This is a genomic window from Streptomyces sp. NPDC045026, assembly GCF_056432625.1.
The window spans coordinates 68,166-94,029 of the sequence record NZ_JBWKIS010000019.1; the positions used below are offsets into that span (position 1 = coordinate 68,166).

General features: G+C 71.8%; 22 protein-coding genes and 1 riboswitch. Of the genes, 12 read left to right on the forward strand and 10 right to left on the reverse strand.

Annotation, left to right across the window (positions count from 1 at the left end; translation table 11 throughout):
• The first annotated feature begins 42 nt into the window (after positions 1 to 42).
• Positions 43 to 684, forward strand: coding sequence for a helix-turn-helix domain-containing protein (locus AC07EJ_RS31420; protein ID WP_389481398.1), 642 nt, complete (start codon positions 43 to 45; stop codon positions 682 to 684).
• Positions 681 to 851: a DUF6126 family protein gene (locus AC07EJ_RS31425; protein ID WP_326710135.1), complete on the forward strand. Its 171-nt coding sequence runs from the start codon at positions 681 to 683 to the stop codon at positions 849 to 851. Before AC07EJ_RS31420 ends, AC07EJ_RS31425 begins: the two co-directional genes overlap by 4 nt.
• A 26-nt stretch (positions 852 to 877) precedes the next feature.
• On the opposite strand, the gene AC07EJ_RS31430 is transcribed toward AC07EJ_RS31425, so the two are convergent.
• The gene (locus AC07EJ_RS31430; RefSeq protein ID WP_389481394.1) at positions 878 to 1,675 is read right to left on the reverse strand and encodes a tyrosine-protein phosphatase; all 798 of its coding nucleotides are present in this window, start codon (positions 1,673 to 1,675) and stop codon (positions 878 to 880) included.
• Between the two features lie 408 nt (positions 1,676 to 2,083).
• A riboswitch (cyclic di-AMP (ydaO/yuaA leader) is annotated at positions 2,084 to 2,264 on the forward strand.
• Positions 2,265 to 2,268: 4 nt separating this feature from the next.
• Here AC07EJ_RS31430 and AC07EJ_RS31435 point away from each other — a divergent pair.
• Both AC07EJ_RS31435 and AC07EJ_RS31440 read left to right on the forward strand, forming a co-directional pair.
• Positions 2,269 to 3,096: a LysM peptidoglycan-binding domain-containing M23 family metallopeptidase gene (locus AC07EJ_RS31435; RefSeq protein ID WP_389481391.1), complete on the forward strand. Its 828-nt coding sequence runs from the start codon at positions 2,269 to 2,271 to the stop codon at positions 3,094 to 3,096.
• 201 nt (positions 3,097 to 3,297) lie between these two features.
• The gene (locus tag AC07EJ_RS31440) at positions 3,298 to 4,089 is read left to right on the forward strand and encodes an SGNH/GDSL hydrolase family protein (RefSeq protein WP_478885533.1); all 792 of its coding nucleotides are present in this window, start codon (positions 3,298 to 3,300) and stop codon (positions 4,087 to 4,089) included.
• A 108-nt stretch (positions 4,090 to 4,197) separates the two neighbouring features.
• On the opposite strand, the gene AC07EJ_RS31445 is transcribed toward AC07EJ_RS31440, so the two are convergent.
• On the reverse strand, positions 4,198 to 4,827 hold the full coding sequence (locus AC07EJ_RS31445) for a TetR/AcrR family transcriptional regulator (protein WP_389481388.1): 630 nt from the start codon (positions 4,825 to 4,827) through the stop codon (positions 4,198 to 4,200).
• 193 nt (positions 4,828 to 5,020) lie between these two features.
• Here AC07EJ_RS31445 and AC07EJ_RS31450 point away from each other — a divergent pair, with 193 nt between their 5' ends.
• Positions 5,021 to 6,604 (forward strand): APC family permease, encoded by a 1,584-nt coding sequence (locus AC07EJ_RS31450; protein ID WP_393583239.1) that lies wholly within the window; start codon positions 5,021 to 5,023, stop codon positions 6,602 to 6,604.
• Positions 6,605 to 6,662: 58 nt separating this feature from the next.
• On the opposite strand, the gene AC07EJ_RS31455 is transcribed toward AC07EJ_RS31450, so the two are convergent.
• Positions 6,663 to 7,088, reverse strand: a complete 426-nt coding sequence (locus AC07EJ_RS31455; protein ID WP_389481384.1) for a nuclear transport factor 2 family protein — start codon at positions 7,086 to 7,088, stop codon at positions 6,663 to 6,665.
• Positions 7,089 to 7,213: 125 nt separating this feature from the next.
• On the opposite strand from AC07EJ_RS31455, the gene AC07EJ_RS31460 reads away from it, so the two are divergent.
• On the forward strand, positions 7,214 to 8,059 hold the full coding sequence (locus AC07EJ_RS31460) for a helix-turn-helix domain-containing protein (protein ID WP_478885534.1): 846 nt from the start codon (positions 7,214 to 7,216) through the stop codon (positions 8,057 to 8,059).
• Here the strand turns inward: AC07EJ_RS31460 and AC07EJ_RS31465 are convergent.
• From AC07EJ_RS31465 to AC07EJ_RS31480, 4 genes are read right to left on the reverse strand one after another with little or no spacing between them, the layout of a single operon-like run.
• Complete coding sequence (locus AC07EJ_RS31465) at positions 8,000 to 10,171, reverse strand: acetate--CoA ligase family protein (RefSeq protein WP_478885535.1); 2,172 nt, start codon at positions 10,169 to 10,171, stop codon at positions 8,000 to 8,002. The genes AC07EJ_RS31460 and AC07EJ_RS31465 overlap by 60 nt on opposite strands.
• Complete coding sequence (locus AC07EJ_RS31470) at positions 10,168 to 11,355, reverse strand: glutamate dehydrogenase (RefSeq protein ID WP_389481378.1); 1,188 nt, start codon at positions 11,353 to 11,355, stop codon at positions 10,168 to 10,170. Before AC07EJ_RS31470 ends, AC07EJ_RS31465 begins: the two co-directional genes overlap by 4 nt.
• A complete protein-coding gene (locus tag AC07EJ_RS31475) occupies positions 11,352 to 12,953 on the reverse strand; it encodes a 5-guanidino-2-oxopentanoate decarboxylase (RefSeq protein WP_389481376.1) in 1,602 nt (533 codons plus the stop codon). The genes AC07EJ_RS31470 and AC07EJ_RS31475 overlap by 4 nt, the downstream gene beginning before the upstream one ends.
• 38 nt (positions 12,954 to 12,991) lie before the next feature.
• Complete coding sequence (locus tag AC07EJ_RS31480; protein WP_389481373.1) at positions 12,992 to 14,149, reverse strand: acyl-CoA dehydrogenase family protein; 1,158 nt, start codon at positions 14,147 to 14,149, stop codon at positions 12,992 to 12,994.
• A 367-nt stretch (positions 14,150 to 14,516) separates the two neighbouring features.
• Here AC07EJ_RS31480 and AC07EJ_RS31485 point away from each other — a divergent pair, with 367 nt between their 5' ends.
• Together AC07EJ_RS31485 and AC07EJ_RS31490 are read left to right on the forward strand one after the other, a co-directional pair.
• On the forward strand, positions 14,517 to 15,728 hold the full coding sequence (locus AC07EJ_RS31485) for an MBL fold metallo-hydrolase (protein WP_389481371.1): 1,212 nt from the start codon (positions 14,517 to 14,519) through the stop codon (positions 15,726 to 15,728).
• Between the two features lie 155 nt (positions 15,729 to 15,883).
• Positions 15,884 to 16,468: a short chain dehydrogenase gene (locus AC07EJ_RS31490; protein WP_389481368.1), complete on the forward strand. Its 585-nt coding sequence runs from the start codon at positions 15,884 to 15,886 to the stop codon at positions 16,466 to 16,468.
• Positions 16,469 to 16,677: 209 nt separating this feature from the next.
• On the opposite strand, the gene AC07EJ_RS31495 is transcribed toward AC07EJ_RS31490, so the two are convergent.
• Positions 16,678 to 17,217 carry a GNAT family N-acetyltransferase gene (locus AC07EJ_RS31495; protein WP_389481366.1) on the reverse strand — a complete coding sequence of 180 codons (540 nt, stop codon included), beginning with the start codon at positions 17,215 to 17,217 and terminating at the stop codon, positions 16,678 to 16,680.
• 491 nt (positions 17,218 to 17,708) lie between these two features.
• On the opposite strand from AC07EJ_RS31495, the gene AC07EJ_RS31500 reads away from it, so the two are divergent.
• The 4 genes from AC07EJ_RS31500 to AC07EJ_RS31515 all read left to right on the forward strand — a co-directional run bounded on the left by AC07EJ_RS31500 (position 17,709) and on the right by AC07EJ_RS31515 (position 21,380).
• Entirely contained in the window at positions 17,709 to 19,856 is a 2,148-nt protein-coding gene (locus AC07EJ_RS31500) for an ATP-binding protein (protein WP_389481364.1), read from the forward strand.
• Between the two features lie 144 nt (positions 19,857 to 20,000).
• On the forward strand, positions 20,001 to 20,435 hold the full coding sequence (locus AC07EJ_RS31505; protein WP_389481362.1) for a roadblock/LC7 domain-containing protein: 435 nt from the start codon (positions 20,001 to 20,003) through the stop codon (positions 20,433 to 20,435).
• A 2-nt stretch (positions 20,436 to 20,437) separates the two neighbouring features.
• Positions 20,438 to 20,809 carry a DUF742 domain-containing protein gene (locus AC07EJ_RS31510; RefSeq protein ID WP_389481360.1) on the forward strand — a complete coding sequence of 124 codons (372 nt, stop codon included), beginning with the start codon at positions 20,438 to 20,440 and terminating at the stop codon, positions 20,807 to 20,809.
• A complete protein-coding gene (locus AC07EJ_RS31515; RefSeq protein WP_389481359.1) occupies positions 20,787 to 21,380 on the forward strand; it encodes a GTP-binding protein in 594 nt (197 codons plus the stop codon). The genes AC07EJ_RS31510 and AC07EJ_RS31515 overlap by 23 nt, the downstream gene beginning before the upstream one ends.
• 5 nt (positions 21,381 to 21,385) lie before the next feature.
• Here the strand turns inward: AC07EJ_RS31515 and AC07EJ_RS31520 are convergent, their stop codons facing one another.
• Positions 21,386 to 23,308, reverse strand: coding sequence for a DUF2264 domain-containing protein (locus tag AC07EJ_RS31520; protein WP_478885536.1), 1,923 nt, complete (start codon positions 23,306 to 23,308; stop codon positions 21,386 to 21,388).
• A 96-nt stretch (positions 23,309 to 23,404) separates the two neighbouring features.
• On the reverse strand, positions 23,405 to 25,843 hold the full coding sequence (locus AC07EJ_RS31525; RefSeq protein ID WP_478885537.1) for a polysaccharide lyase 8 family protein: 2,439 nt from the start codon (positions 25,841 to 25,843) through the stop codon (positions 23,405 to 23,407).
• Positions 25,844 to 25,864 lie beyond the last annotated feature (21 nt).

Genomic DNA, 25,864 nt, shown 5'->3' on the forward strand with positions numbered 1-25,864 from the left:
AGAAATTTGCCCCAGAGGCAGGTCTCTGGCTCAATCGACGGTATGAGCCCTGCACCTGAGGAGCCGGCTCCGGAACCCACGGAGCTGCCCGCCGTCGCCCCGCAGCTGCGCGCACTCCGGCGCCGCGCCGCCCTGACCCTGGAGGCCGCCGCCCGGGCCGCCGGGCTCTCGCCGGCCCACCTCTCCCGCCTGGAGACGGGGCGCCGCCAGCCCTCGCTCCCGATGCTGCTCGCCCTCGCCCGCACCTACGGTACGACGGTCTCCGAACTCCTGGGCGAGATGCCCGCCGACCGGGACGCGGTCGTGCGCTCCGGCGACATGGAGGCCACCGAGGCGGGCGGCTGGATCTACCGGCAGGCGGGCGCCCCGGGGCGCGGCATGCAGGCGCTGCGCGTGCACGTGCCGTTCGGCGCCCAGGGCGACATCGTGCGGATCCACCCCGGTGAGGAGTGGCTGTACGTCCTCGAAGGACGGCTGAGGCTGCGGCTCGGGGACACCGCGTACGCGCTCGCGCCGGGGGACAGCGCGCACTTCGACTCGCTCACCCCGCACCGGATCGCCGCCGCCGACCGCGACGGCGCCGAGCTCCTCTTCGTACACACCCTGCTGCAGAGCCCGTCCGCCGCGCTGTGTCTCGGCCCGGCGACGGGCGCCGGCGAACGGACCCAGGGAGGTCCCCAATGAGCTCAGAGCCGAACGACGTGACCGAGCCGGAGCGGCCCGCCCGCCGCGACATCGAGGACAAGCTCCCCCGCGGCATCTGGGTGCGCCTGCTCGTCTACGTCTTCGCCGGGCACCTCGTCGCGGGCTTCATCTATCTGCTGTTCACGCTGGGGGCGTCGCGCGGGTGACGCGCCCAGCGTGGGGCCGCTGAGCCTCAGTCGAGGAGGCGCTCGCGCAGCCGGTCGCGCTGGGCGGGGGACAGCTTGAGGCCTTCCTCCAGGTAGCGGTCGGTCGAGCCCCAGGTCTGCACGACCTGCTCGAAGGCGGCCGCCAGATACGTGGCGCGGGCGTCGAACAGGGGGCTCAGCAGCTCCATGACCTCGGGGGACATCGCGTCCTTCGAGGTGCTGCTGCGGTGCACCTTGTAGCGGCGGTGCGTGGCGTTTGACTCCAGGTAGTCCGCCTCGATGGCGTCGCGCTCCACACCCACGGCCAGGAGCGTGACCGCTATCGAGAGGCCCGCGCGGTCCTTGCCGGCCGCGCAGTGCATGAGTGCGGGCACGCTGTCCTCGGCGATGGCGTGCAGGACCTGGCTGTGCTCGGCGGTGCGCTCCGTGATGATCGCCCGGTACGACTCGATCATGCGGTTCGCGGCCTGGCCTTCGGACAGGGCGGCGCGCAGCTCGTCGAGGTGGCCGTCGCGCACCATCTGCCAGAACTCGGCGCCGTCCGCCGGGTCGGTCAGCGGCAGATTCACGTTCCGCACGCCGGGCAGCGTGACGTCGGGCCCTTCGAGGCGCTGGTCGGCGGCGTTACGGAAGTCGAAGATCGTGTGCAGCCCGAGCGAGGAGAGGAACGCGGCGTCCTCGTCCGTGGCGTGCGCGAGGTGACCACTGCGGAACAGCACGCCCTGCTTCACCCGACGGCCGTCCACGGTCGGGAGACCACCCACATCGCGGAAGTTGCGCACTCCGGCCAACTCGGGCTCGGTGGACGGGACCTGCTGCGTCACGGGGGCTCCTCCCGGTCGGCCGCGGCGCTGCTCGCCTGCGGGCGCCTTCGACGATACGACATGGCTGCCAGGGGCAACCATGTGAGAGGGCGGCTGGCGATTGCGCGTCGAATGTCCTGAATGGGGGGTATGTGGGCATACGCGAGTTACGGGGTAACTGTTCCTGAAATCGGGGCAGATGGTGGGCGTTGCGTGAGCAGGGTCATAGCGGTGACCGTGCGTGGCGGCCGGGCCGGGAGAATTTCCCGCAGGTATCGCAGTTGCAAAGATCGTGAATAGACGGAGTGTGACGGATTTTTCCGGAAAGGGTCATTTAAGGATCAAGAACCGGAATGCCCAAGGGGATTCGCGCCTTGTCCCCGCGCTCCCCGCTCGCTTACGTTCGGCGCAATCCGGACGGACCGCCTCATCCTGCCGCCGCCCGGAATCCGCACTTCGATCCGTGCTCGGCAGGAGCGGGGGACCCAGGTAGATCGCCGTTTCCGGGACACCGGGCACGGCTCGGGGTGAAGCCGCGCCCGAAAGGCGCGCGGCCGGGCAGCTCCAGCCCGAACCCGACAGCTCACCTCGCAGGCGACGGAGAGGAATCCCCCATGCCCGCGAAGGGTAAGCACCGCCGTCCCAAGTCCCAGCGCTTCGCGCGCTCGATCGCCGTGGCCGGAGTGGGCGGCGTCGCGCTCGCGCTGCCGCTGATGGGTGCCACCGGTGCCCACGCCGCGACCCCCGCTGCCGCCCACTCGGTCGCACAGGCCGCCGCCGCTCCTGCCGCGGCCAAGACCTATGCCGTGAAGGACGGGGACACCCTTTCGAAGATCGCCGACGCTCAGCACGTCAGCGGCGGCTGGAAGAAGCTCTACTCCGACAACCGCTCGGTCATCGGCGGCGACCCGTCCTCGATCCGTCCGGGCCTGAAGCTGACGATCGGCCAGCAGGCCGCGGCACCCGCCGCGAAGTCCCCGGCCACCGCCACGCAGGCCGCCGCGCCCAAGACCGCGGCGGCGACCACCACCGGTGCCGGCTACACGCTGCCCGTCCAGGGCGCCTCCATCGGCACGGCGTACAAGACCGCAGGCGCCATGTGGTCCAGCGGCTACCACACCGGTGTCGACTTCGTGGTCCCGACGGGCACCTCGATCAAGGCCATCGCCGCGGGCACCGTCGTGTCGGCCGGCCTTGACGGCGCGTACGGCAACGAGGTCGTCATTCAGCACGCCGACGGCAAGTTCTCGCAGTACGCCCACATGTCGTCCCTCTCCGTCTCGTCCGGACAGGCCGTGACCGAGGGTCAGCAGATCGGCCTCTCCGGCGCGACCGGCAACGTCACGGGACCGCACCTGCACTTCGAGATCCGCACCACCGCGAGCTACGGCTCGGACGTGGACCCGGCCGCGTACCTCCGTGGGCACGGGGTCTCGCTCTGACCTCCATGGCATGACATGAAGGGGCGGGTCCGGTTCCGGGGCCGCCCCTTTGTCGTGTTCCTGCGTCGTGCCCATGCGCCGTATCCCCGACCCCCGTCGTATTCCTGAAATCGCGAAACTGACCGGGTGGGCTATATCACCACCCGTCAACCCCTTCTTACGGTCGCGTAGGTCACATCGCAGGGTGAAAGATGTGTGGTCGTGGCAAACGAATCGAGATCACTCAGCGGCGGCACGATTCGGTCCTACGCGGCGGTGGGGGACAGCTTCACCGAAGGCGTCGGGGACCCCGGTCCCGACGGGGCCTTCGTGGGCTGGGCCGACCGTCTCGCCGTCCTCCTGGACGACCGGACCCCCGAGCACTCCTTCCGGTACGCGAACCTCGCCGTGCGCGGCAAGCTCCTCGACCAGATCGTGGAGGACCAGCTCCCGCGCGCCGTCGAACTCGCCCCGGACCTGGTGACCTTCGCCGCCGGCGGCAACGACATCATCCGTCCCGGCACCGACCCCGACGACGTGGCGGAGCGCTTCGAGAAGGCCGTGGCCAAGCTGACCTCCGCCGTCGGCACGGTCATGGTGACCACCGGCTTCGACACCCGGGACGTGCCGGTCCTCAAGCATCTGCGCGGCAAGATCGCGACGTACAACGGGCATGTGCGCGCGGTCGCCGACCGCTACGGCTGCCCGGTGCTCGACCTGTGGTCCCTCAAGACCGTCCAGGACCGCCGTGCCTGGGACGACGATCGGCTCCACCTCTCGCCCGAGGGGCACACGCGGGTGGCGCTGCGGGCCGGGCAGGCGCTCGGCGTCGAGGTGCCGGCGGACCCGGACCAGCCGTGGCCGGTGCAGCCGCCGCGCGGCACGCTGGAAGTGCGGCGCGACGACATCCACTGGGCGCGGGAATTCCTGGTGCCGTGGATCGGCCGACGGCTGCGCGGCGAGTCGTCCGGGGATCACGTGGCGGCGAAGCGGCCGGATCTGCTGCCGCTCTGACGGGAGCCGGGCGTGTGATGGGGGAGCTTGCCCTTGGGGGGCGGCTCCCCCGCGTCATTTCTGCGCGGTCACCCCGGGCTCCCGTCGGAGCCCGACGTCGCGGTGCCGTCAGCCCGACGTCGCCGCCGTAGCCGTCAGGTCCGACCGCTCGAGCCCCAACTCCCGGGCCAGCGCGTCGTCGACCCACTCCTGCATGCGGGCCCGCGAGACCGTCCCCGTATAGGCGGTCATCTGCACCGCGAGACCGTCGAGGAGCGCCGTCAGGCGCAGCGCGGCGCCCGCCGGGTCCGGGCAGCGGAACTCGCCGGCCGCCACGCCCTCCGCGACGACCTCGGTGAGCGCCGCCTTCCACTGCTTGTCCAGGTCGCGGGTGACCTCCCGCAGCGCGGGCTCACGCAGCGCCGCGGACCAGCCCTCGATCCACAGCCGCCAGCCCTTGGCCTGTCCGGTCGGCGCGTACCACCGCACGGCCGAGCGCAGCCGGCGCAGCGCCGTCGTGCGCTTGCCGAGCAGCTTGCGCAGATGTGCCAGGTCGCCCTCGGCGGCATGCGCGAACGCGGCAGCGACGAGCTTTTCCTTCGTCGAGAAGTGGTACAGAACCAGCGCGTTGCTCACCCCGAGCGCTGCGGCGACGTCGGCGATGCGCACGGCTGCCACGCCCCGCGCCTCGATCTGCTCGATGGCGGCCCGCAGCAACTCTTCGCGCCGCTCGGCCACGCTCAACCGCACTCTTGCCACGCGGTAACACTACACACGGGCACCGACGTCCGGCGCCGCGCGGCGAAGGCCGTGCGAACGGCTCGTGCATGACTCTTGACAGCGCCCAGTGGCGCCCGCCACAGTCTCGCTTACTGACTGGCCGTTCAGTCAATAGGCCGTCCTGAGAACAACCGTCACGCCCCGTGCCCCGCATTGCAGCAGGAGTTTCCCCGTGACCCAAGCGCCGCCGAAGCCGCCGAAACCGCCCGTCGAGCCATCCGAGTCGTCCGAGCCGTCCACAGGCGCACCCGACCTGTCCGAGGGATGGGGTGAACAGCGCTCCAGGCTCAAGAAGGACCTGCGCAGGCTGGACGTCCTGTTCTTCCTGATCTGCACCCTGGTCGGCCTCGACACGATCGGCTCCGTGGCCGCGCAGGGTCCGCAGGGCCTGACCTGGATGGCGATCCTCGCCCTCGCGTTCTTCCTCCCGTACGGACTGCTCGTGGCCGAACTCGGCTCGGCCTTCCCCGTGCAGGGCGGACCCTACGTGTGGACGCGCCTGGCGTTCGGGCGGCTCGTCGCCGGGGTGAACCAGCTCCTGTACTGGATCTCCAACCCCGTCTGGGTGGGCGGCAGTCTGTGCATCATCGCGCTCACCACGTGGGAGGAGTTCTTCACCCCGCTGCCGGGGCTCTGGAAGTACGCGGCCGGGCTCGTCTTCATCTGGGGCGGTGCGCTGGCCGTCGTACAGTCCGTGCGGATCGGCAAGTGGGTGCCCATCGCGGGCGCCGTCGCCCGGATCGTGCTCCTCGGGTTCTTCCTGGTCTCCGTGGTGGTGTTCGCCTTCGAGCACGGCGTGCACGCGCTGCCCACGGGTGAGTTCGTCCCGACGTACGCCGGTTTCGTGGCGCTGGTCCCGGTCCTGATCTTCAACTACGTAGGCTTCGAACTGCCCAGCTCCGCGGCCGAGGAGATGACGAATCCGCGGCGCGACATCCCCCTGTCGATCCTGCGCTCCGGCTTCGCGGCGGTGCTCCTCTACGGCGGCCCGATCCTCGGCATCCTCTTCGTACTGCCCAGCCACGAGATCGGCAGCCTCGGCGGCTTCATCGACGCCTGCAAGGCCGTGTTCACGGTCTACGGCGGGTCGATCGCGGCCGACGGCGCGGTCACGCTCACCGGACTCGGCTCCGTGTTCGGCGGGGTCGCCGCGGCGGGCCTGATCATCGGCCTGCTCACCTCGGGCGTCACCTGGGCCATGGGCGCTCACCGCGCGCAGGCCGTAGCCTGCGCGGACGGAGCGGGTCCGGCGTGGCTCGGCCGCATCTCCGAGAAGCACGGGACGCCGGTGCGGGTGAACCTCCTCTCCGCGGTGCTCGGCTCGATCCTCTTCGTGGTCGCCCTCAACCTCACGGGGGGAAACGGCGAGAAGTACTTCGCGGCGGGCCTCGGTCTGACGATCTGCACCACCTTCATCTCGTACGTCATCACGTTCCCCAGCCTCGCCGTGCTGCGCCGCAAGTACCCGGACACACCGCGCCCGTACGCCGTCCCGGGCGGACGCGTGGGCGCCTGGGTCGTGAGCATCCTCGCCACCGGGTTCGTGGCGTTCACCGTGATCGTGCTGATCTGGCCGGGCTTCGGGGTCGGCTGGTTCGGCTCGGCGGGCAGCGCGGCGGACTCGCTGCCGGAGTCGTTCGCCGGCCAGCGCACGCAGTACACACTGAGCCAGGTGGTGCCCCTGTTGCTCTTCGTCGGCATCGGGCTCGTCTTCTACGCGATGGGCGCGAGGACGCGCAGGCGGGTGGGCAAGTAGCCGCTCACGCCGCGTTGGAGGGCCTTCCCCCGTAGTCGGGGGAAGGCCCTCCTGCGTGTCAGACCCCGACGAACTGGTAGTCGCGCACGATGCGGCCGTCCTCCGCGACGACGACGAACTCCAGTCCACCGCCCGTCACTTCACCGCTCCGCGTGAGCACCGACTCCCAGCGGAACGTGACGACGTCGTTCAACTGCTGGGCGTGTGCGGCCGTCGCCCTGAACGTGTACTCGCCGGATGCCACGAACTCCTCGTGGGCCCGCGCCACCCGTGCCTCCAGCTCGTCGTGACCGCGCGCCTCCAGCGAGGCCGTGGAAAATCCGAGGCGTACGGCCGTCTCCTGCAACTCCTGCGGCGGCAGCAGGGCGTGCACGCCGTCCGGGGACCACAGGGCGTGCACCGCCTTGCGGCGCAGTTCGGGGTCCCGCTCGTTCCAGACGGCCGCGTACCGGCCGGCCAGCTCCTGTGCGTCGATGTGCGGCATGGACTCGCTCTCTCCCTGTCCCTGATGGCTGTCTGTGCTGTGAGCACTCTGCGCGGAGGCGTGCGGCGCGACAATTCCCCGCAGGGAATGGCACGTTGGCCTGGCTGTCGGGTAGACACGGTCGGGTGACGACGCAGGCGGAACCGGCTGGGGCAGGGACAAGGGCACGGCCCGCGGACAGGGCGGCGCGGGACGGGCTCGGTGACGCGTTACGTGAGTGGCGCGTGCGGCGGCGCGTCAGCCAGCTGGAGCTGGCCACGCGCGCGGGAACCACGCAGCGGCATGTCAGCTTCGTGGAGAGCGGCCGTTCGGTGCCGGGCCGCGCCATGGTCGTACGCCTGGCGGAGGCGCTGAAGGTGCCGCTCAGGGAGCGCAACGCCCTTCTCCTTGCAGCCGGTTACGCGCCTGCGTACCAGGAGTCGCACTTCGGGGGCCCGCAGCTGTCCGCCGTCCGTACGGCGCTGGAGCGCATCATGGAGGCGCATCTGCCGTATCCGGCGGTCATCATCGACCGGCGCGGGGATCTCGTCTCGCGCAACGCGGCCTTCGACGCGCTCACCGAAGGGGTCGACCCCGCGCTGCTCTCGGCGCCGGTGAACATCGCGCGCGTGCTGCTGCATCCGCGCGGCCTCGCGCCGCGGATCGTGAACCTGGACGAGTGGGCCTGGCACGTCATCGACGGTCTGCACGACGAGTCCGTCCGCAATTCCAACCGAGCTCTTTCGGGGCTGGTCGCCGCACTGGAGGACATGGTGCCGGACCGGCCCCGACAGGCCGGTCCGGACTACCTCGGTTTCGCCGTCCCGCTGCGGCTGCGTACGGAACGCGGTGAGTTGCGCCTCCTGAGCACGCTCACCCACTTCGGGACGGCGGTCGACGTCACGCTCGCCGAGCTGAAACTGGAGGCGTTCCTACCGCTCGACCAGGAGACCGCCGTCCTCCTCGCCGACGCCATGGACGGGCGCCGGTGAGGTACCGGCCCGGTCGAGCACCCCGTGCGCGTCCAGCGCGATCGCACCGCCCGGGTGCACGAGCAGCGGATTGACCTCCAGTTCGGCCAGCTCGGGATGGTCGACGGCGGCCCGGGCGACCGCGCACACGGCGGCGGCCGCCGCGTCCAGATGCGCTCCGGGCGCGCCGCGCCAGCCCGCCAGCAACGGCGCGTGCCGCAGCTGCAGGAGCAGGGCACGCGCGCGTGCGGGAGTCAGCGGCGCGAGGGCCAGCGCCGTGTCGGCGAGCAGTTCGGCGGTCACGCCTCCGATGCCGACCATGACGACGGGCCCGAACGACGGGTCCCGCCGCACACCCACGATCAGTTCGTGTCCGTACGGCGGTGTGGCCATGGCCTCCACGGCATAGCGGTCCGCGCCTGTCGCCGCCTTCATGCGCGCGAACGCGGCCCGCAGCGCGTCGGCGTCGGCGATCGACAGGGCGACCCCGCCCGCCTCGGTCTTGTGCGCGAGCCCCATCGCCTTGAGGACGAGCGGATACCCCGTCCGATGCTCCGCCGCCTCCACGGCTCCGTCCGCGTCCACGACGAACTCTGCGGCGGGAAAGGCGAGTTGATAGGACGCGAGCAGCTCGCGCACGCTCTCGTAACCACCGTCCGCCAGTTTGTACGTCGCCGGGGCCGGCGATTCCTCGCCGGCGAGAGCGGGAACCGTGAGGCGGGCCGCCGCCGCGACGGCGGACGCGGCCTGCTCGATGCGCTCGTAGACGGGCACGCCGCGCTGCCGCAGAACCGTCAGGGCGGGGGTGTCACGGGCCATCGTGTGCACCACGAGCGCGCGCCCGGATGCGACGGCGCCGTCCGCGAGGGCGTGCGCGACCTCGCACTCGCGGTCCGCCTGGGCCGGATTGGCGGTCGCGTAGTCGCCGAAATAGCCCGTGAGGACGACGGCGTCGGTGTCTCCCGAGTGCAGCAGGGCGCCCGCCACGCGCGCGTAGCTGCCGAGATCGGCCTCGCCCGCGCCCGCCAGGTCGACCGGGTTGCCGCACCCGGCGCCGGCCGGCAGTTGCTCCGCCACCGCCTCGCGCGTGCCCTCCGCGAAGGCGGGCACGTCGAGGCCCTGGGCGGCGAACGCGTCGGCGGCGAGGGCGCCTTGGCCGCCGCTGTCCCCGACCACGGCGACGCGACGGGGGTGGGGCGACGCTCCGGCCGGGTGACCCGGACTCCCGTGGCGTACGCCCTGGGCCAGCAAGTACACCGCCGTGTCCACCAGTTCGCCCGCCGTGTCGAGCAGCAGGGCGCCGGCGTCGCGGCACACCGCCTCCACCGTGGCGCGGGCGCTCACCAGGGCGCCGGTGTGGGACGCGGCGGCCCGCCCGGACGCGGCGCTGCGTCCCAGGGTCAGGAGCAGGACGGGCTTCCCGGCGGCGTGCGCGGCGCTCAGGACCCGCGCGAGACGCCGGCCGTCGCGGAAGTCCTCGATGTACGCGGCGAGCGCTCTCGTGGGGCCGTGCGCGATCAGCGACTCCAGCGCGTCCGCCGCGTCGATGTCCCGCTGGTTGCCCAGCGACACGAACCGGGAGAAGCCCTGCCCTGCGCGCGCGAGGAGACGGCCGATCTCCAGGGCGAGATTGCCGCTCTGGGACACGAGACCGAGGCCGCCCGAGGGGAACTCGCCCCAGCTGAGCCGCAGTTCGCTCGTCGTGTCCACCACGCCCATGCAGTTCGGGCCCAGCAGCCGCGCTCCCCGGGCCGTGACGAGCCGGGAGAGCGCCCGCTCCTCGTCGGCGGTGGCGCCGCCCGACGTGATCACGGTGAAACACCGGGCGCCCGCCGCGAGGCCGTCCATGACCACCGGCCGCACATGGCGGGGCGGCACGGCGACGACGACGTGCTCGGGCGGTACGGGCAGCGACGCGAGATCCGGCAGGAACGGTTCACCGTCCAGGGCGCCCCCGCGGTGGTTGACCAGGTGGACCGCCCGGCGGTCGCGGCCCGACAGGGCCCCCGACGCCAGCCAGTAGCCCCACTTCTCCGGATTGACGGACGCTCCGACGACGGCGACCGACCGAGGGTCGAAGAGTGAGTCGAGGCCCACGCGCGCGTGCACGCCGGCGTTCGGTGGCGGCGTCACCTGTACCACCCGAACCGCTCCGCGATCACGGGAAGCCGGTCCGCGACGATCGCGTGCGCGGCGGCACGCGGCGTCGTCCCGTCGGCCTCGGCCCGCGCCAGCATCTGGTCGATCAGCGCGCGCATGGAGCGCCGTGTGTACGCGAACGCCTCGTCCGCGTCGGCGTCGATGTCACCGAACAGGGTCCACCACCACCAGGCGTTCGTGCCGGAGTTGACGACGACGTCGGGCAGGACGGTGATGCCGCGCCGCGCGAGCAGCTCCTCCGCCTCGGGCAGTACGGGCATGTTGGCCGCCTCGACGATCCAGCGCGCCGTGATCAGTTCCTGGTTCGCCGCGTCCACCGCGTACGACACGGCGGCGGGCACGAGGACCTCGGCGTCGGCCGACAGCCAGGCGTCGCCCGGCAGTTCACGGTCGTCTTCGCGCAGCGCCGAGCGGTCCACCGTCCCGTAGGCGTCCCGGGCGGCGAGGAGCGCGTCCACATCCAGGCCTTCGGGGTTGGCGACGGTGCCCTTCACGTCCGCGACGGCCACGACCCGCAGCCCCGCGCGCGCCAGGAACCGGGCGGTCGCCCCGCCCATGGTGCCAAGACCCTGCACCGACACCCGGGTGCCCTTGTACGGGACGCCCGCGCGGTCCAGGGCCGCGAGCACCGACTCGGCGACCCCGCAGCCGCCGACGAGCTCGTCGAGGCCGATGCCGTCGACGTCGACCGCGAAGGCGTCGGCGAGGCGCCTGCGCGCGGCTGCCTCGTCGTCGAGCAGCGGGTACACGGCCTGGATGGACGAGACGAGCCCGGCCTCGTCGGCCGCCTTGTCGACGAGGTCCTGAGTGAGCCCCAGGTCCTCGCCGGTGGTCCAGAAGGACTCGATGTAGGGCCGCATGGCGCGCAGATAGCGCACGAGGACGCCGTACGCCTCCGGGTCCTGCGGGTCGCAGTCGATGCCGCCCTTGGCTCCGCCCAGCGGGATGTAGCGGCCCTGCGGGTTGTAGTGCAGGGCCTCCTTCATCGTCATCCCGCGCGCGAGGCCGGCGACCTCGTCGAGGGTGCAGCCCTGGCGCATCCGGAGCCCGCCGCTGGACACGCCGCGCACGAGCCGGTCGACGACGAGGTAGCCGTGCCTGCCGGTGACGTGGTCGGTCCAGGTGAGCGACATCAGGGGGGTGGCGGGCGCGGTCATGCGGTCTCCTCGGGGACGGTGATCAGGGTGGGTCCGGGGGTGGCCAGGGCCCGGGTCAGGAGCGCGGCGAGTTCGCCGGGGGACGGCGCGGAGGCGCCCCTGCCCCCGAAGGCCCGCGCGAGGCCGGCCAGGTCCACGCGCGCGTGGTCGACGGCGGCCGGTGTGTCGCCGCGCGCGGCCATCTCGTCGCGGATCTCGCCGTAGCCGCCGTTGTCGAACACGACGACGGGCAGCGGAAGTTGGAGCTGAGCGGCCGTGGCCAGCTCCTGTACCGAGAACTGGAGCCCGCCGTCCCCGCTGATCGCGATCACGTGTCGGTCGGGGCAGGCGGTCTTCGCGCCGATCGCGGCGGGCAGCGCGTAGCCGAGGGTGCCGAACCCGGTGGGGTGCAGATAGCGCCCCTCCGGGCCGACGGTGAGGTGCGGGAGCGCGCCGTAGTAGCAGCACTGGGCGCTGTCGGAGGTCACCACGGCATCGGCCGCGAGGACGCTCCTGATCGCTTCGAGATACGGCACCCAACGTGCGTCACGCGCGCGTGTCTCGTCGTCGCGGGCGCCGCGGACCGCGGCCGTGGTCCGCTCGGCCGCGTCCGTGGAAGCGGGCCCCGGAACCTTGACGAGCCGCTCCTCGAGCGCCTGCATCGTGGCTTTCGCGTCGCCCACCAGGGCTACGTCCGCGGGGACGCCCGCGTACATCTGCGCCGGATCGACGTCCACGCGGATCAGCCGCCCGCCGAGCGCCGGCGGCGCGGACCACAGGTCCGACTCGGCGAGCTCCGTCCCGACGGCGAGCACGACATCGCAGTCGGCCAGCCACTTCTGTACGGAGGCGCTGTGCAAGGACACGCCGAGGGACAGCGCATGCCGTTCGTCGACGATGCCCTTGCCGTTCGCCGTGGTCGCCACCGGAGCGCCCAACTGCTCGGCCAGCACCCGGCATTGGTCAGCCGCGCCGCGTGCGCCGCCACCCAGAACCAGACCGGGCCGCACCGCGCCGGCGAGGAGCGCGGCCGCCGCGTCGAGCGAGGGACCGTCCGCCGCGCGGGTCGCGAGCAGCGGAGCGCGCCGTACCGGCCCGGCGGGCTCCGTCGCCTCGAGAAGGTCGAGCGGCACCTCGATGTGCACGGGCCGCGGCCTCTGAGTACGGAACAGGCTGAACGCCCGCGCCACCGCCGCCCCGATCTCCTCCACGGAGGACACCCGATGACTGAACGCCGCCACGTTCCGCAGCGCCTCCGTCTGGCTGCGCATCTCGTGCAGCAGACCCGTCGACTGGCGCGGATGGCGCAGCGGCATGCCCGGCGACACCACGAGAAGCGGCACGCTGTCCGAGTACGCCTGCCCCACGGCGGCCGCGATGTTCAGGAGGGCGGGCCCCGTCGTCGTGATCGCCACGCCGGGGTCGCCCGTCACGCGCGCGTAGGCGTCGGCCGCGTACCCGGCGCCCTGCTCGTGACGCGGCGCGACGTGAGTGATGCCGTACGCCGCCAAGTGCCGGTAGATCTCCAGGTTGTGGGTCCCTGGAATGCCGAACGCGGTGGACACCCCATGGGCGGCGAGCGCCCCGACGAGCGCCTCGCCGCCGGTCAGCGTTCGCATTTCGTCAGTCACCGTCTCGTCAGTCACCGTCTCCTCGGTCACAGCGACCTCGAAATGACCAGGCGCATGATGTCCGAGGTGCCTTCCTCGATTTCCTCCAGCTTGGCGTCCCGCATCCACTGCTCGACCGGGAACTCCCGTGAATAGCCCCACCCGCCGAGCGTCTGCACGGCCGCCCAGGTGCAGTACGCCGCCGTCTCCGAAGCGGTCAGTTTGGCCATGGCCGCCTCGGCGGTCGCGTCGAGTCCGGCGTCCAGGCGCCGCGCCGCGCGCCACGTCATCAGACGGGACTGCTCGATCCGCGTCCGCATGTCCGCGAGGCGGAACGCCACGGCCTGGTGCTCGATGATCGGCTTGCCGAACTGCACGCGCGTACGTGCGTAGTCACGCGCGTACTCGTACGCGGCCCGCGCCACACCCGTGGCGGCCGCGCCGAGGACGGCGCGCGAGATGTCGAACGTCCGCATGAGGCCGGCGAAGCCCTGCCCCTCGTCGCCGAGGCGGTCGGCGTCGGGCACGAACACGTCGGAGAAGAACACCTCGCGGCACACGATCGCGCGCTGGCCCATCTTGCGCATCGGTTCACCGAACGTGAGCCCCTCGGCCCCCTTGCGCAGCAGGAACGCGGTGACACCGCGCGAGCGCTGCGCCGGGTCGGTCTTGGCGAAGACGACGTACTGCTCGGCCTCGCCCGCGTTCGAGATCCACGCCTTCTGGCCGTTCAGGAGGTAACCGCCCGTCGTGCGCGTCGCGGTCGTCACGATCGATGCGGCGTCGGACCCGGAGCCCGGCTCGGTCGTCGCCAGCGAGGTCATCGGGGTGTCGGGACCGGCCAGCGGCGTCAGCCACGCACGCTTCTGCTCCTCGGTGCCCAGCTCCATGACCGGGTCGGCGAAGAAGCCGTTCGAGCACAGGAGGTTGCCGATGCCCAGGTCACCGACGCACAGCTCCTCCTGGACGAGGACCTGCGTGAACACGTCGGTGAACCCGCCGCCCCCGTACTCCTCGGGCAGCATGAATCCGGTGATGCCGACCTTCGCGGCCGCGCGCCACAGATCCCAGGGTGTCTCGACGTCTGCCTCGTCCACGGCGCGCCCGCGCGGCCGGATCTCCTCACGCGCGAACGTCCTCGTGAGGTCCACGATGTCCCGCTGCTCCGGGGTGAGGGGGACCAGCTCGATGGGGAGCTCTGACACGGTGCCTCCAGAAACTGACGGATACCGACGAGGGGGTCACGACCGGCGCGGATCACTGCCCCGATTACTGAATCGCCAGTCAGTATCTGAGGCCGCAAAGTCCGGTGTCAACGCAACGGCTACTGAATGATGGATCAGTTTTTCGGCGCTTCCCGCGACGCGGCTTCCGGCCTCCCCGCGCGCGCAGGTGTCCGAGCGGGACGCGAGCCGGTCACCAACCGTGACGAAGAGGGGTGCGGGAGTGACGGGGCCATGCCGCGCCTTGGAATTCCCTGTGCGTCCGGGTCCCGGATCGGGCGCTGTCAGCGGGGCCGCCCATAATGGAATCCCTGATCGGGAATCCCTGATCGATCCACCGGGAGGCGCTGTGTCACGTTCCCTGAGCTCCGGGCTCCGCCCGCTGCGGCCTGCCGCTTTCGGCGCGGACCCGGCGGGAGAGCGGCTCGAGCGGATCCGGAGGTCGCCGAACTTCGCGGACGGCAGCTTCCAGAACCCGGTGGGCGCACGCACCAGGCCGACGGGTTCCATGATCGAGTTCGCGAAGGTCTTCTTCGCCAAGGAAGGGCGCGTCCGCCGGGCGCCCACGGGCACCGTTCCCGTGCACTCCACGACCCTCGCCGATCTCGCCAAGCCCCCGGTGAGCGGCCTGCGGCTCACCTGGATGGGGCACTCCAGCGTTCTCGCCGAGATCGACGGCCGCCGCGTGCTCTTCGATCCCGTCTGGGGCGAGCGCTGCTCGCCGTTCTCCTTCGCGGGCCCCAAGCGGCTGCACCCCGTGCCGCTGCCGCTCGCCGCGCTCGGCCCGGTGGACGTCGTGGTGATCTCCCATGACCACTACGACCACCTGGACCTGCCCACCATCCAGGCGCTGGCCGACACGGACACGGTGTTCGCGGTGCCGCTCGGCGTCGGCGCGCACCTGGAGCACTGGGGCGTCCCCGCGGACCGCCTCCGCGAGCTCGACTGGAACGAGTCGACGAAGGTGGCGGGCCTGACCCTGACGGCCACGCCCGCGCGCCACTTCTGCGGCCGCGGCCTGCGCAACGAGCAGCACACCCTGTGGGCGTCCTGGGTCGTCGCCGGTCCCGAGCACCGCGTCTACCACAGCGGTGACACGGGCTATTTCCCCGGCTTCAAGGACATCGGCACGGAGCACGGGCCGTTCGACGCGACGATGATCCAGATCGGCGCGTACAGCGACTTCTGGCCCGACATCCATATGCGTCCGGAGGAGGGCATGCGCGCCCACCTCGACCTCCAGGGCGGGCCCGGCGGCGGGCCCATGCTGCCGATCCACTGGGGCACGTTCAATCTGGCGCCGCACCCGTGGGCCGAGCCCGGCGAGGGCGCGCTCGCGGCGGCGGATCAGACCGGGGCCAAGGTCGCGGTCCCTTGCCCGGGCGAGCCCTTCGAGCCCACGGCCGAGACGCTCCCCGACCAGCCGTGGTGGCGCGGCGTCGCCACGCAGCCGGAGACGGGCTGGCCCGAGGCGGAGCGGTCGGGCACCGGCGCGGCGGCCGGAAACGGTGCGGGCGCGGGGTCCGGCTCCGGCGAGCAGGAGGCTGTGCCGGCGGTCTGAGGCGTGACCTTCGGCAGCTCTACGGGTGAGCCGGATGCGAGCTGCACCGCAAGATGATCCTGCTTCAGCAGCCTTTCACGACCGCTCTCCAGGGGCTGTGGCAGAGCGGAGAAAGACGCCGCCCGTGCGTTGGTGACCCTGACATGATCGGTGACATGAAGGTACTTGTGATCGGAGCGTCAGGGACGATCGGCAGCGCTGTCGCCAGTGCGTTGGAGGCCTCTCATCAGGTGGTCAGGGGATCCCGCAGGGGGCCGGTGAAGGTGGATATGGAGAGCCCGTCTTCCTTGGACGCGCTCTTCGACGAGGTGCAGGATCTCGATGCCGTGGTGTGCTGCGCCGCCTGCGGCCCGCTGGTGGACCTGGAGTCGGTGACGGATGAAGAGATCGCGGCTGGAGTGCAGGGCAAGCTGCTGGGGCAGGTCGCGCTCGTCCAACGAGCTGCGCGCCGTCTGCGCGATGGCGGCTCCATCACCCTGACCGGGGGCACCTTCGCCACCCCGCTGGCCGGCGGTTCGCTGGGAGCTCTCGTCAACACCGGCCTGGAAGGCTTCGTCCGCAACGCGGCCGGCGAGCTACCGCGAAGGCTTCGCATCAATCTCATCAGCCCTGGATGGATCAAGGAAACCCTGGAAAGCATGGGCGCAGACGGGGCCGAGGGAACTCCCGTCTCCGAGGTGGCGCGGGCGTATGTGACAGCGGTGGAAGGCACCGCGCAAGGCCGGACCATACGTCCGTGACCGCCAGGAGAGGCCGGCCCGCCGCCCTCGACTGCGGCGGGCGGGCGACCTGACTGCGTCTGGCCGAACCCCTGCCTCGGTTCGGGCTCAGTCACTGGCGCCCCGATACGGCTTCCACGGTCCTGGCGAGATGGTCACGCGTTTCAACAGCGCTGGACTGCGTCCTGGCAGTGCTGTCGAGTTGCGGATCCGCGCTGTCGAGCACGAGCTCAATCGGACGGCGTGACCGGGGACCGCATGCCGAGCCACTGCTCGGCGTCCCATGCCTCGAACCGCTCTACCTCGGTGAAGCCGAGCTTCACCGCGAGACGCATCGATCCGGCGTTGGCGGTCTGCGTGGTGAGTACCACCGGCTCGCCGGGAAGCGCGCGGGCGAACCAGTCGAGTGCCGCCGTGCACGCCTCGGCGGCGTACCCGAATCCCCACACCCGCGGCAGGAACAGGTAACCGAGATCGGCCTTCCCCGCAGCAGCCGGGCGACGGTGCTCCGTTGCTCTCCTGAGCAGGATCTGGCCGATCATCGCCCCGTCGAGATCAACGACGAAACTTCCGGGCCACTGCTCGGGCACCGTGGGTATCTCGCGCTCAAGCTCGTCACGCGGGCGGGGGCCGCCGAGGTATGTGTGCACCTCTGGCGAGGCGAGCAGTTCGATGAACGCCGCACGGTCCCGGGGTTCGGGCTCACGGAGCACGAGCCTCTCGGTCCTGATCGGGGCAGGTGGCCAGGCGACGGGTCCGAGCTCAGTCATCCGGGCAGCCAATCAGTAGGCTCGGCAGCGATCAAGACTCGCGGACCGATCAGCCACCACAGAAGGACGAGGTTCTCCGCGTGCGGCTGCTCGGAGCCCGGCACGAGTTCACGTGCCGAACGCAGCCTCGAGCTCGGCTCCGGCCGCGATCATTGCCAATGCACTGCATCTCGAAAATGACTTTGAGACCGGCGTCCCCCGCACAGCACTCGCCCCCGATACGACGCCCCTTCGGGCGATGGAACACCCGTACCCATAACTGGTCAGGCGTCCGCACCTGTTATCGGTCTGTCGTACGAACCCTCATACCAGAGCGGGATCTGGGCCGCCGGACTTTGGCAACTGCCCACCGCATGTGAGCCGTCCCCGACTACCGTGTGTGCTCGCTGAGCGACGCAGCGGCGGCATTCCCACCCGCTCCCGGCCGGGAGCGCGTTGCCGCCTGCCCGCCTCGCGCCGACCGCAGGAGCCCCCACGTACGAGGACGCCGAATGTCTCACCTTCGCCCACCGGCCGCCCGCGCAGACCGCCGAGAGGGCGGTCGGCACGGCAGGCCGGGCGGCCGGTCCGTCCCCCCGCAGCCCGAGACCCACATACGGCCCCAGCTTCTGCGCCTCGCCGTACTGCCGCCGATCGCCGTCGCCCTGAGCGCGAGCGCGGCCGTTCTCTTCACCATCCGCTCCACGGGCGCCCGCCCCGGCCTCGCGCTCTGGGCCGTCCTCGCCGGAGCGTTCCTCGTGACCCTGGCCGGCATCGTGATCGCCGCCGTCGCCGCCGACCGGGCCGCCAGGTCCGTACGCGAACGGGTCGGCGTCCTGCGCCGTGCGAGCGCGCGCGGACAGGGCGAACTGCGCGGCCTCGTGGAGCAGTTGCGCAAGGGGGAGGGGCCGCCGCCGCGCAGGCAGCCCCCCGGGGTCGGCCCGGACGGCGACGAGTTCGACCTGCTGGCCGCGGACATCACGCGCGCCCAGGACGTGGCCGTCACCGCCGTCGTCCAGGCGTCCCAGCTCTCCAGCCACGCGGGCAGCGAACAGAAGGTCGAGGTCTTCGTCAATCTGGCCCGGCGCCTGCAGTCCCTCGTGCACCGCGAGATCTCGATCCTCGACGAACTCGAGAACGACGTCGAGGACCCCGACCTGCTCAAGGGCCTGTTCCACGTCGACCACCTCGCCACCCGGATCCGCAGGCACGCCGAGAACCTGGCCGTGCTCGGCGGCGCCGTGTCCCGGCGTCAGTGGAGCAGCCCGGTCTCCATGACCGAGGTCATGCGGTCGGCCATAGCGGAGGTCGAGCAGTACGCACGCGTCAAGCTCGTCCCGCCGGTCGACGGCACCCTGCGCGGGCACGCCGTCGCCGACTGCATCCACCTGCTCGCCGAACTCGTCGAGAACGCCACGGTGTTCTCGGCCCCGCACACCCAAGTCCTGCTCCGCGCCAACACCGTCACGTCCGGTCTCGCCATCGAGGTCGAGGACCGTGGCCTCGGCATGCCCGTCACCGAGCAGAACAAGATGAACACGCTGCTCGCCGACCCGGACCAGGTCAACGTCGCGAGCCTCCTCCAGGACGGGCGCATCGGCCTCTTCGTCGTCTCGCAGCTCGCCCGCCGGCACGGCATCACGGTCCGGCTCCAGAGCAATATCTACGGCGGTGTGCAGGCGGTCCTCGTCGTGCCGCAGAGTCTGCTCGGCGGCGACGAGAACGAGCCCGCGCCGAGGCCGCGGAGCGCCGCGGACGCGACGGACGACAGCGCGCAGACCATGCACCAGCGGCACCAGGCGCACGAACGGCGGCTCTCACAACACCAGAGCCGGCAAGGACGGCAGTACCAGCTCGAAGGGCAGCCCCAACCTCTGCCCCAACCTCGGACTCAGCCGCAACCTCTGCCTCAAACTCAGCGGCAACCTCAGCCCCAACCCCGGCCCCACCCCCTGCAACCGCAGCCCGAGCCTCAGGCCCATCACCAGAACCCGCTCAACCTTCCCCCTCAGTCCAACCCTGAGCTCAACCCGCAAACCACGCCCCAGCCGTACGACCCCCAGCCGTACGAGGCACCGCGTCAACCCCCTCCGCCCCGCGAGGCCCCGCACGCAGGCGTGGCCGTCGTCCCGCGGCAGCCTCAGGGCGGCGCCTTCGACGGAGGGCGTCCCGGGGCGAACGGCGTCGCGCCGCCCCTCCCACTGCGTACCGCCAGGGACGAGCGCCGCACCCCCGCGGACGCGCTCCCCGGCATCCGCGCCGAGGACCGGCAGGCCGGAGGGGAGCACACGCCCGTCCCGCCGACCCCGGTCAACGGCGCCGTGCGCGGCACCATGGGGCGTCCCCAACTCCCCAAGCGGCGCATCCAGGAACACCTCGCGCCGCAGTTGAGGGGCGGCCCGGCGCAGCGGCAGGAGCGCCCCGAGAACGAGGCGCCCGTACTCCACGACCCGGGTCTGATGGCGGCGTTCCAGCGCGGCATCGGGCTCGCGGAGGCGGCCGAGGCGCGGGACCTCACCCTCGGGGTGCGCGACCTGCCTCAGGTCGGTCCCGAGCCGACCGGCGGGCCCGCCACCGGGCCACTCGCCACCTACGAACCGGACACGCGGCCCGACACACGGCCGGACACACGGCGCGACGGGAGCGATACGCCCGGATGACGTTCGCCCGCCCCCTGCGCTCCCGCTCCCTGCCCTTCCGCCCCCTGTGCGCCCAGCCCCCGTGTGCCCGTCAACTGCCGCAAGCAGTCCCGCACTTCCCACAGTCAACGCACCCCCAGCAGTCCACCAAGGAGTCGATCCCCCATGGCGAGCGATGTGCCGACGGGTCATGTGTCCGATCTCGACTGGCTGATGAGCGGCCTCGTCCAGCGTGTGCCGCACACCCGCAGCGCCGTCCTCCTCTCGTCCGACGGGCTCGTCAAGTCCGTCCACGGTCTCGACGCCGACAGCGCCGACCACATGGCGGCCCTGGCGTCCGGGCTGTACTCACTCGGCCGCAGCGCGGGCGTCCGTTTCGGGGACGGGGGTGAGGTCCGGCAGGTCGTCGTAGAGCTGGACTCCACCCTGTTGTTCGTCTCCACTGCGGGCTCCGGCACCTGCCTGGCCGTGCTCGCCGGGCGGGACGCGGATGCCGCCGTGCTCGGCTACGAGATGGCCATGCTGGTCAAGAGCGTCCGCCCGTACCTGATGACCGCACCCCGCCAGCACGCGGCCGAACCCACGGCGATGAGGAACTGACCATGACGGCCCCGCAGGACGGGCCGTGGCTCGACGACGCGGCCGGCCGCCTCGTCCGCCCGTACACGGTGAGCAACGGGCGGACGCAGCCGACCACTTCGCTGGATCTCCTGTCGCTGGTGATGGCGACCGGGGCCACCCCTCTCGGCTACCTGGGGCCCGAACACAGCGAGGCACTCAAACTGTGTGCCCACCCCACATCGGTCGCGGAGATCGCGGCCCATCTGAAACTCCCCGCCGCCGTCACGAAGGTCCTGCTGTCCGACCTCGTCGACTGCGGGGCGATCACCACCAAGCCCCCCATGTTCCATGACAGCCCCACTGACCGGTCCCTACTGGAGGCAGTGCTCGATGGACTACGACGACAGCTCTGACGCCTTCCCCACCGCGCTGAAGATCCTGGTCGCGGGTGGCTTCGGTGTCGGCAAGACGACCTTCGTCGGAGCGGTCAGCGAGATCGCCCCGCTGAGCACGGAGGAGCTGCTCACCACGGTCAGCGCCGAAACCGACGATCTCGAAGGCATCGAGAACAAGGTCGAGACGACGGTCGCGATGGACTTCGGGCGGATCACCCTGGACCCGGAACACGTGCTGTATCTGTTCGGCACGCCCGGACAGGAACGCTTCTGGTTCATGTGGGACGAGCTCTCCGAGGGGGCGCTCGGCGCGGTGATCCTCGCGGACACCCGCCGTCTCGAGGACTGCTTCGCGGCCGTCGACTTCTTCGAGGAGCGCGGCATGGGGTTCATCGTGGCCGTCAACGAGTTCGACGGCGCCTACCGTTACGACCCGGAGGAGGTCCGGGCGGCCATCGACCTCGACCCGCAGGTGCCCGTCGTGCGGTGCGACGCGCGGATCTCCAGCTCGGGCATCCAGACCCTCCTCACCCTCGTCAGGCATCTGCTCGCGCACGCCCCGGCCCAGACGTACGGGGCCCGCACATGACGGCGTCAGACGGTGACCGTCCCGCCGTCGGGGAACGTGACCCGCACCTGCCCGCCGTCCCCCGGGGCCACCACGCATGAGATCGACTCGCGCAGGGCCTGCGGATGCACGACGTCGCGCGTCAGGACCGCGAGCGTGACATGGACACTTGGACCTCCCGGGTGGCCGGTCGAGCGCAGATACGGCGTCGCGGAGTGCGGACCGTAGGCGTTGGCCTCCACCTCCCGGGCGATGCCGGACTCCTCGTCCCAGCCGTGCAGCGCCACCACCGCACTCGTCACCCCGGACTCCGTACGCGTCAACGCCCAGCCCGGACCCCGATCGGCGTGGACGCTGGTCTCGTCGGCGACCGCGTAGCCGCCCTCGCGCACCGTCACGCCCGCGGGAGCCTGCACCCGGTGTACGCGGATCTCCCACGGCCCGTGCAGCACGGTCGTCGACTCGATCGGGAACTCCTCGTCGAATCCCGGCAGTTGGGCGTCATGGCGGGACGAGGCGACGCGCCCCTCGCAGGACAGCGGGTGGATCCGGCGCCGGCGTGACGGGGTGCCGTCCGGCGCGAGGAGCGCCACGTGGTTGTCGACGGTCCGCTCCCAGGCGTGCGCGGCCGACTCGGGCGCCGTCGCCGTGGAGTAGGCGAGCTTCGCGTAGTGCGGATCGTCCGTGGCGGGACCTTCGGGCGGGTTGTGGTCGCTGCCGTGGTTGATCAGCCGCACGATCCCGTCGTGGGGCGTGCCGTGCAGCAGCCAGCCGGGCGCGGGCAGCGCGGTGTACTGGATGGCCCGCTGGGAATTCTCGACGGGCAGCTGCGCCTCGCGCTCGGTCCACACCGGATGGTCCGCGGGCAGCAGCAGTCCGAGGAACCCCTTGCTCGCCCAGTACGGCGAGGCCGGGCCCGAGTACGACTGCGTGGTGGGCAGGAACGTCCCGTACCAGCCGAGCGGCAGCAGGCCACGCTCGTCGGGGGCGCCGCGCTCCACGAAGTGCCGCGCCGTGCCCGACGCGAGGCGTCGCGTGAGCCCCGGCTCCAGCGGGGTGCAGTCCGCCAGCGCGCCCATCCACACGGGTGCGGTGGCGGCGAAACGGTACGTCAGCGAGCGGCCCTGATGCACGGGCGCGCCGTCACCTCCGAAGAAGTGCGGGTAGGTGGTGAGGAACTGCGACAGGCGCTCCCGGTAGACCTTCGCGCGGCCGCCGTCGCCGTCCGGGCCCGCCATCCGTGCCCACAGCAGCGGGTACAGATGCATGGCCCAGCCGATGTAGTAGTCGAAGTTGCGGCCGTCCCCGTCGGTGTACCAGCCGTCGCCGACATACCAGTCCTCGATACGGTCCAGGCCGCCGTCGATGTCGTCCTGGCTGTACGGGGCCCCGACCGAGGCGAGGAACTGCTCGGAAACCACCTGGAACAGACGCCAGTTGTTGTCCCACGTGCGGCCGCCGACGAAGCCGGAGAACCAGTCCACGATCCGCTCCTGGACCCGGGAGTCGAGCTTGTCCCAGATCCAGGGGCGGGTCTCGTGCAGTCCGATCGCGATGGACGCAGCCTCCACCATCTGCTGGGAGCAGTCGGTGAGTTCGGGCCATGCCTCGCTGTCGAGGCCCGTGCCGCGGCCGCGGCCGTGATCGGTGCCGGTTGTCAGACCCTGCGCGTAGCGTTCTACGAGTCGGGGATCCACGTCCCCGCCCGCGCCCGCTATGCGGAAGGAGGCCAGCAGGAATGACCGCGCGAACCCCTCGAGCCCGTCCGACACGACCCCCGACCAGCTGGCCCGCCCCGGCAGCCGGTACTGCGCGAAACCCGGCGTCGCGTACGGGACGAGCGCCTCCAACTGCCGGTCGGCGAGCGCCTCCCAGTGGGCGCGCGTCCAGCCCGTGAGCGGGGACAGGACACGGTCGGTGGGTGGCAGCGAGAGGTGCGGTGCGGGCATGGGGGCGTGTCGCTCCTTGATCGGAAGTAGCGGGCCGGGGGTGACCCTATGCGCGCCGGGGGCGGGCGTCGACGGTCGGAATTGACGGACATGGCCTCATGCGAGTTCCGCCGTGTGGCTGTGCCCGCGTGAGCCCGCGACATCGATGGTCAGGACGGGGCGGCGGCCCGGGGTGAGCATGACCGTGTCGTCGGCGCGCGTCATCCTGCGTACGGGGAAGGGCAGTTCGACCGTGAGTGTCGACCCGGTGCGGCCGGGGTCGGCCACGGCCACGGCGATGGCGTCGCCGTGCCGCCGCACCAGGACGGTGCCGGGACCGGACGACGTGAGGCCGGCGGCGCTCCCGGGACCCCAGAAGTGCGCGGCGAGGAGCCCGAGGCGGCGCGCCTCGAGGGCCTGCACCGTGGCGTCGTTGGCCACGATCCGCACGGGCCGCGAGTGCGCCCACACCCCGGTCGCCACGGCGCTCGCACCCGGCAGGAGCACATAGGCGTACGAGGAGTCGATGGGGGAGGAGCCATGGTCGAACCACAGTGTGACGTAGCGGCGGGTGACCGGGTCGGTGCCGCCGCCCGTGTCCGCGCCGGAGTTGAGGGCGCCCCACGTGCCGGTGCGCTCCTCCCGAAGTGCCCGCAGGGTGACGCCGCCGCCCGGCCTCCGTCCCGGATGGTCGGGAAAGACGTAGCCGCCCGCACCCTCCAGATGCGCCCAGTCGGTGCCGGGCAGCGACGCGGACCAGCCCTGTGCGCCGGGCTGCCGCCGCCCGTCCACCAGGAGACGCGGCGCCCCGTCCGTGTGCAGACGGCGGTTCTCGACGACGGTCTCGATCGTGCGGCCGTCGCTCGCGGTGATGCCCGCGCCGAGCGCGACGACCGCGTTGTCCAGACAGAACCAAGCCTTCCGCGCCTGCAAGGTGCTGCCGTCGGCGATGAGTTCCATCGCGGCGGCGCCGTAGCGGTCCTGGAGGACGGCGCCGCCCGCCACGGCGTTCTTCGGGCGGTACGTGCCGGTGCCGGCGCCCGTTCCGAGATCCGTACGCGCGCGCGTGTCCACCGTCGTGCCCGGCAGGCGGTACGGGTCGACGGTCGGCCAGAACCCGTCGCCGAACTGGCCGAGGTCGTCGCCGTCGTACAGATACGTCATGCCGTCGCCGGTGTACCAGCCGTGCAGGTTCTCTCCGTTTCCCGCCTCGTACGCGGCGATGCGCTTCGAGGAGAGCGACAGGGCGAGCGCCCAGCCGGGCCGCCGGTGCACCACGCGGTCCATGTCGGCGAACGAGAAGTGACCGGTGAGACGCTCCGCCGCCGGGATCGCCTTGTCGTCGAGGACGGCCTTCGCGCGCGCCAGAGCCGGGATGCCGACGAGACCCGCGTACGGGTTGGCCCTGTTGCGGCTGATCCACCCCTTGGCGAGCGCGCGCCAGCGGTCGGCGTACGGGGCAGGGGCACCCGCGGCGAGCTGGAGGACGTAAGTGAGGGCCACGGCCCCGTCGTTGTAGTCGCGGGCGCGCTCGCGGGAGATCGCCCGCCCGCGCAGCGCGTCCATCATCAGCCCGTCGAACATGACGGGCGAGAACGACCGCTCCACCGCCTCGTACAGCACCGACACCTTCGGGTCGTTCACGGCCCAGTCCGACCCGGCGAGCAGCGCGATCAGCTGCCCCGCGCTGCCGAGCAGCACACTGCCGTACGTCCCCGTGTAGGCGACGCTGTCGTGCTGGACGAACGACCCGTCCTCGTAGAAGCCGTCGCCCGACGTGACATACGTGAACAGGCTGCGGCGCCCGTTGTCCCGCACGTCCGACAGGCCGTCGCGGGCGAGTGCGACGGCGGCCGCGTCCCGGGCGAGCAGCCCGCGCAGGGCCACGATGACGGCCTTGTCGGCGCGGTTCGCCCCGGTCTCGGACAAGGAGGGGGAGTTGGTGCGGCGGTCGGGGTCCGGGCAGAACTTCGCGACGGTGGCGACGTACCCGGCCAGGTCCGCGGCCGGCAGCTGCGACCGCAGCAGTACGCAGGTGTCCATGAGCGCACGGGGCGCGCCGATCTCCCAGAACCACCAGTTGCCGGACTCGCCGCGGGCCGGGTTGTAGCCGGTGGAGCCCAGGAAACCCAGCGCCGCGACGAGCGTGTCGGCGACCTCCGCGCTGCCCGTCAGCGAGGTGCCGGGAGTGGCCCAGGCGGTGGCCAGGGTGCGCAGGCGCGGATAGCTCTGCCCGAACATTCCGGGGTCCGACGCGGGGGAGAGGTCGGCCCACAGCGCCTTCCTGCCCGCGCTCCGGTCGAGGTCCTTCCACCAGGCGGAGGCCTGCGTGTCGAGGGCCTCGACGGCAGCGGCGAAGTCAGGGTCGGCGGTGTCGAACGCGCCGCCGGTGAGCTGCTCCTCGGCGCGCGCCAGCAGCTCGTCGAAGGCGTCGGCGGCAGGGGCGTCCGCCCCTTCTGAGGCGTCCGTCGCCGTCGCGACGCCCGCTGTCAGGGGGAGCGCCGCCGCGGCCGACGCGCCCGCGAGGGCCAGGGTCTGTCTGCGAGTGAGGTCCATGCTCGGTGGGTCCCCTCCGGG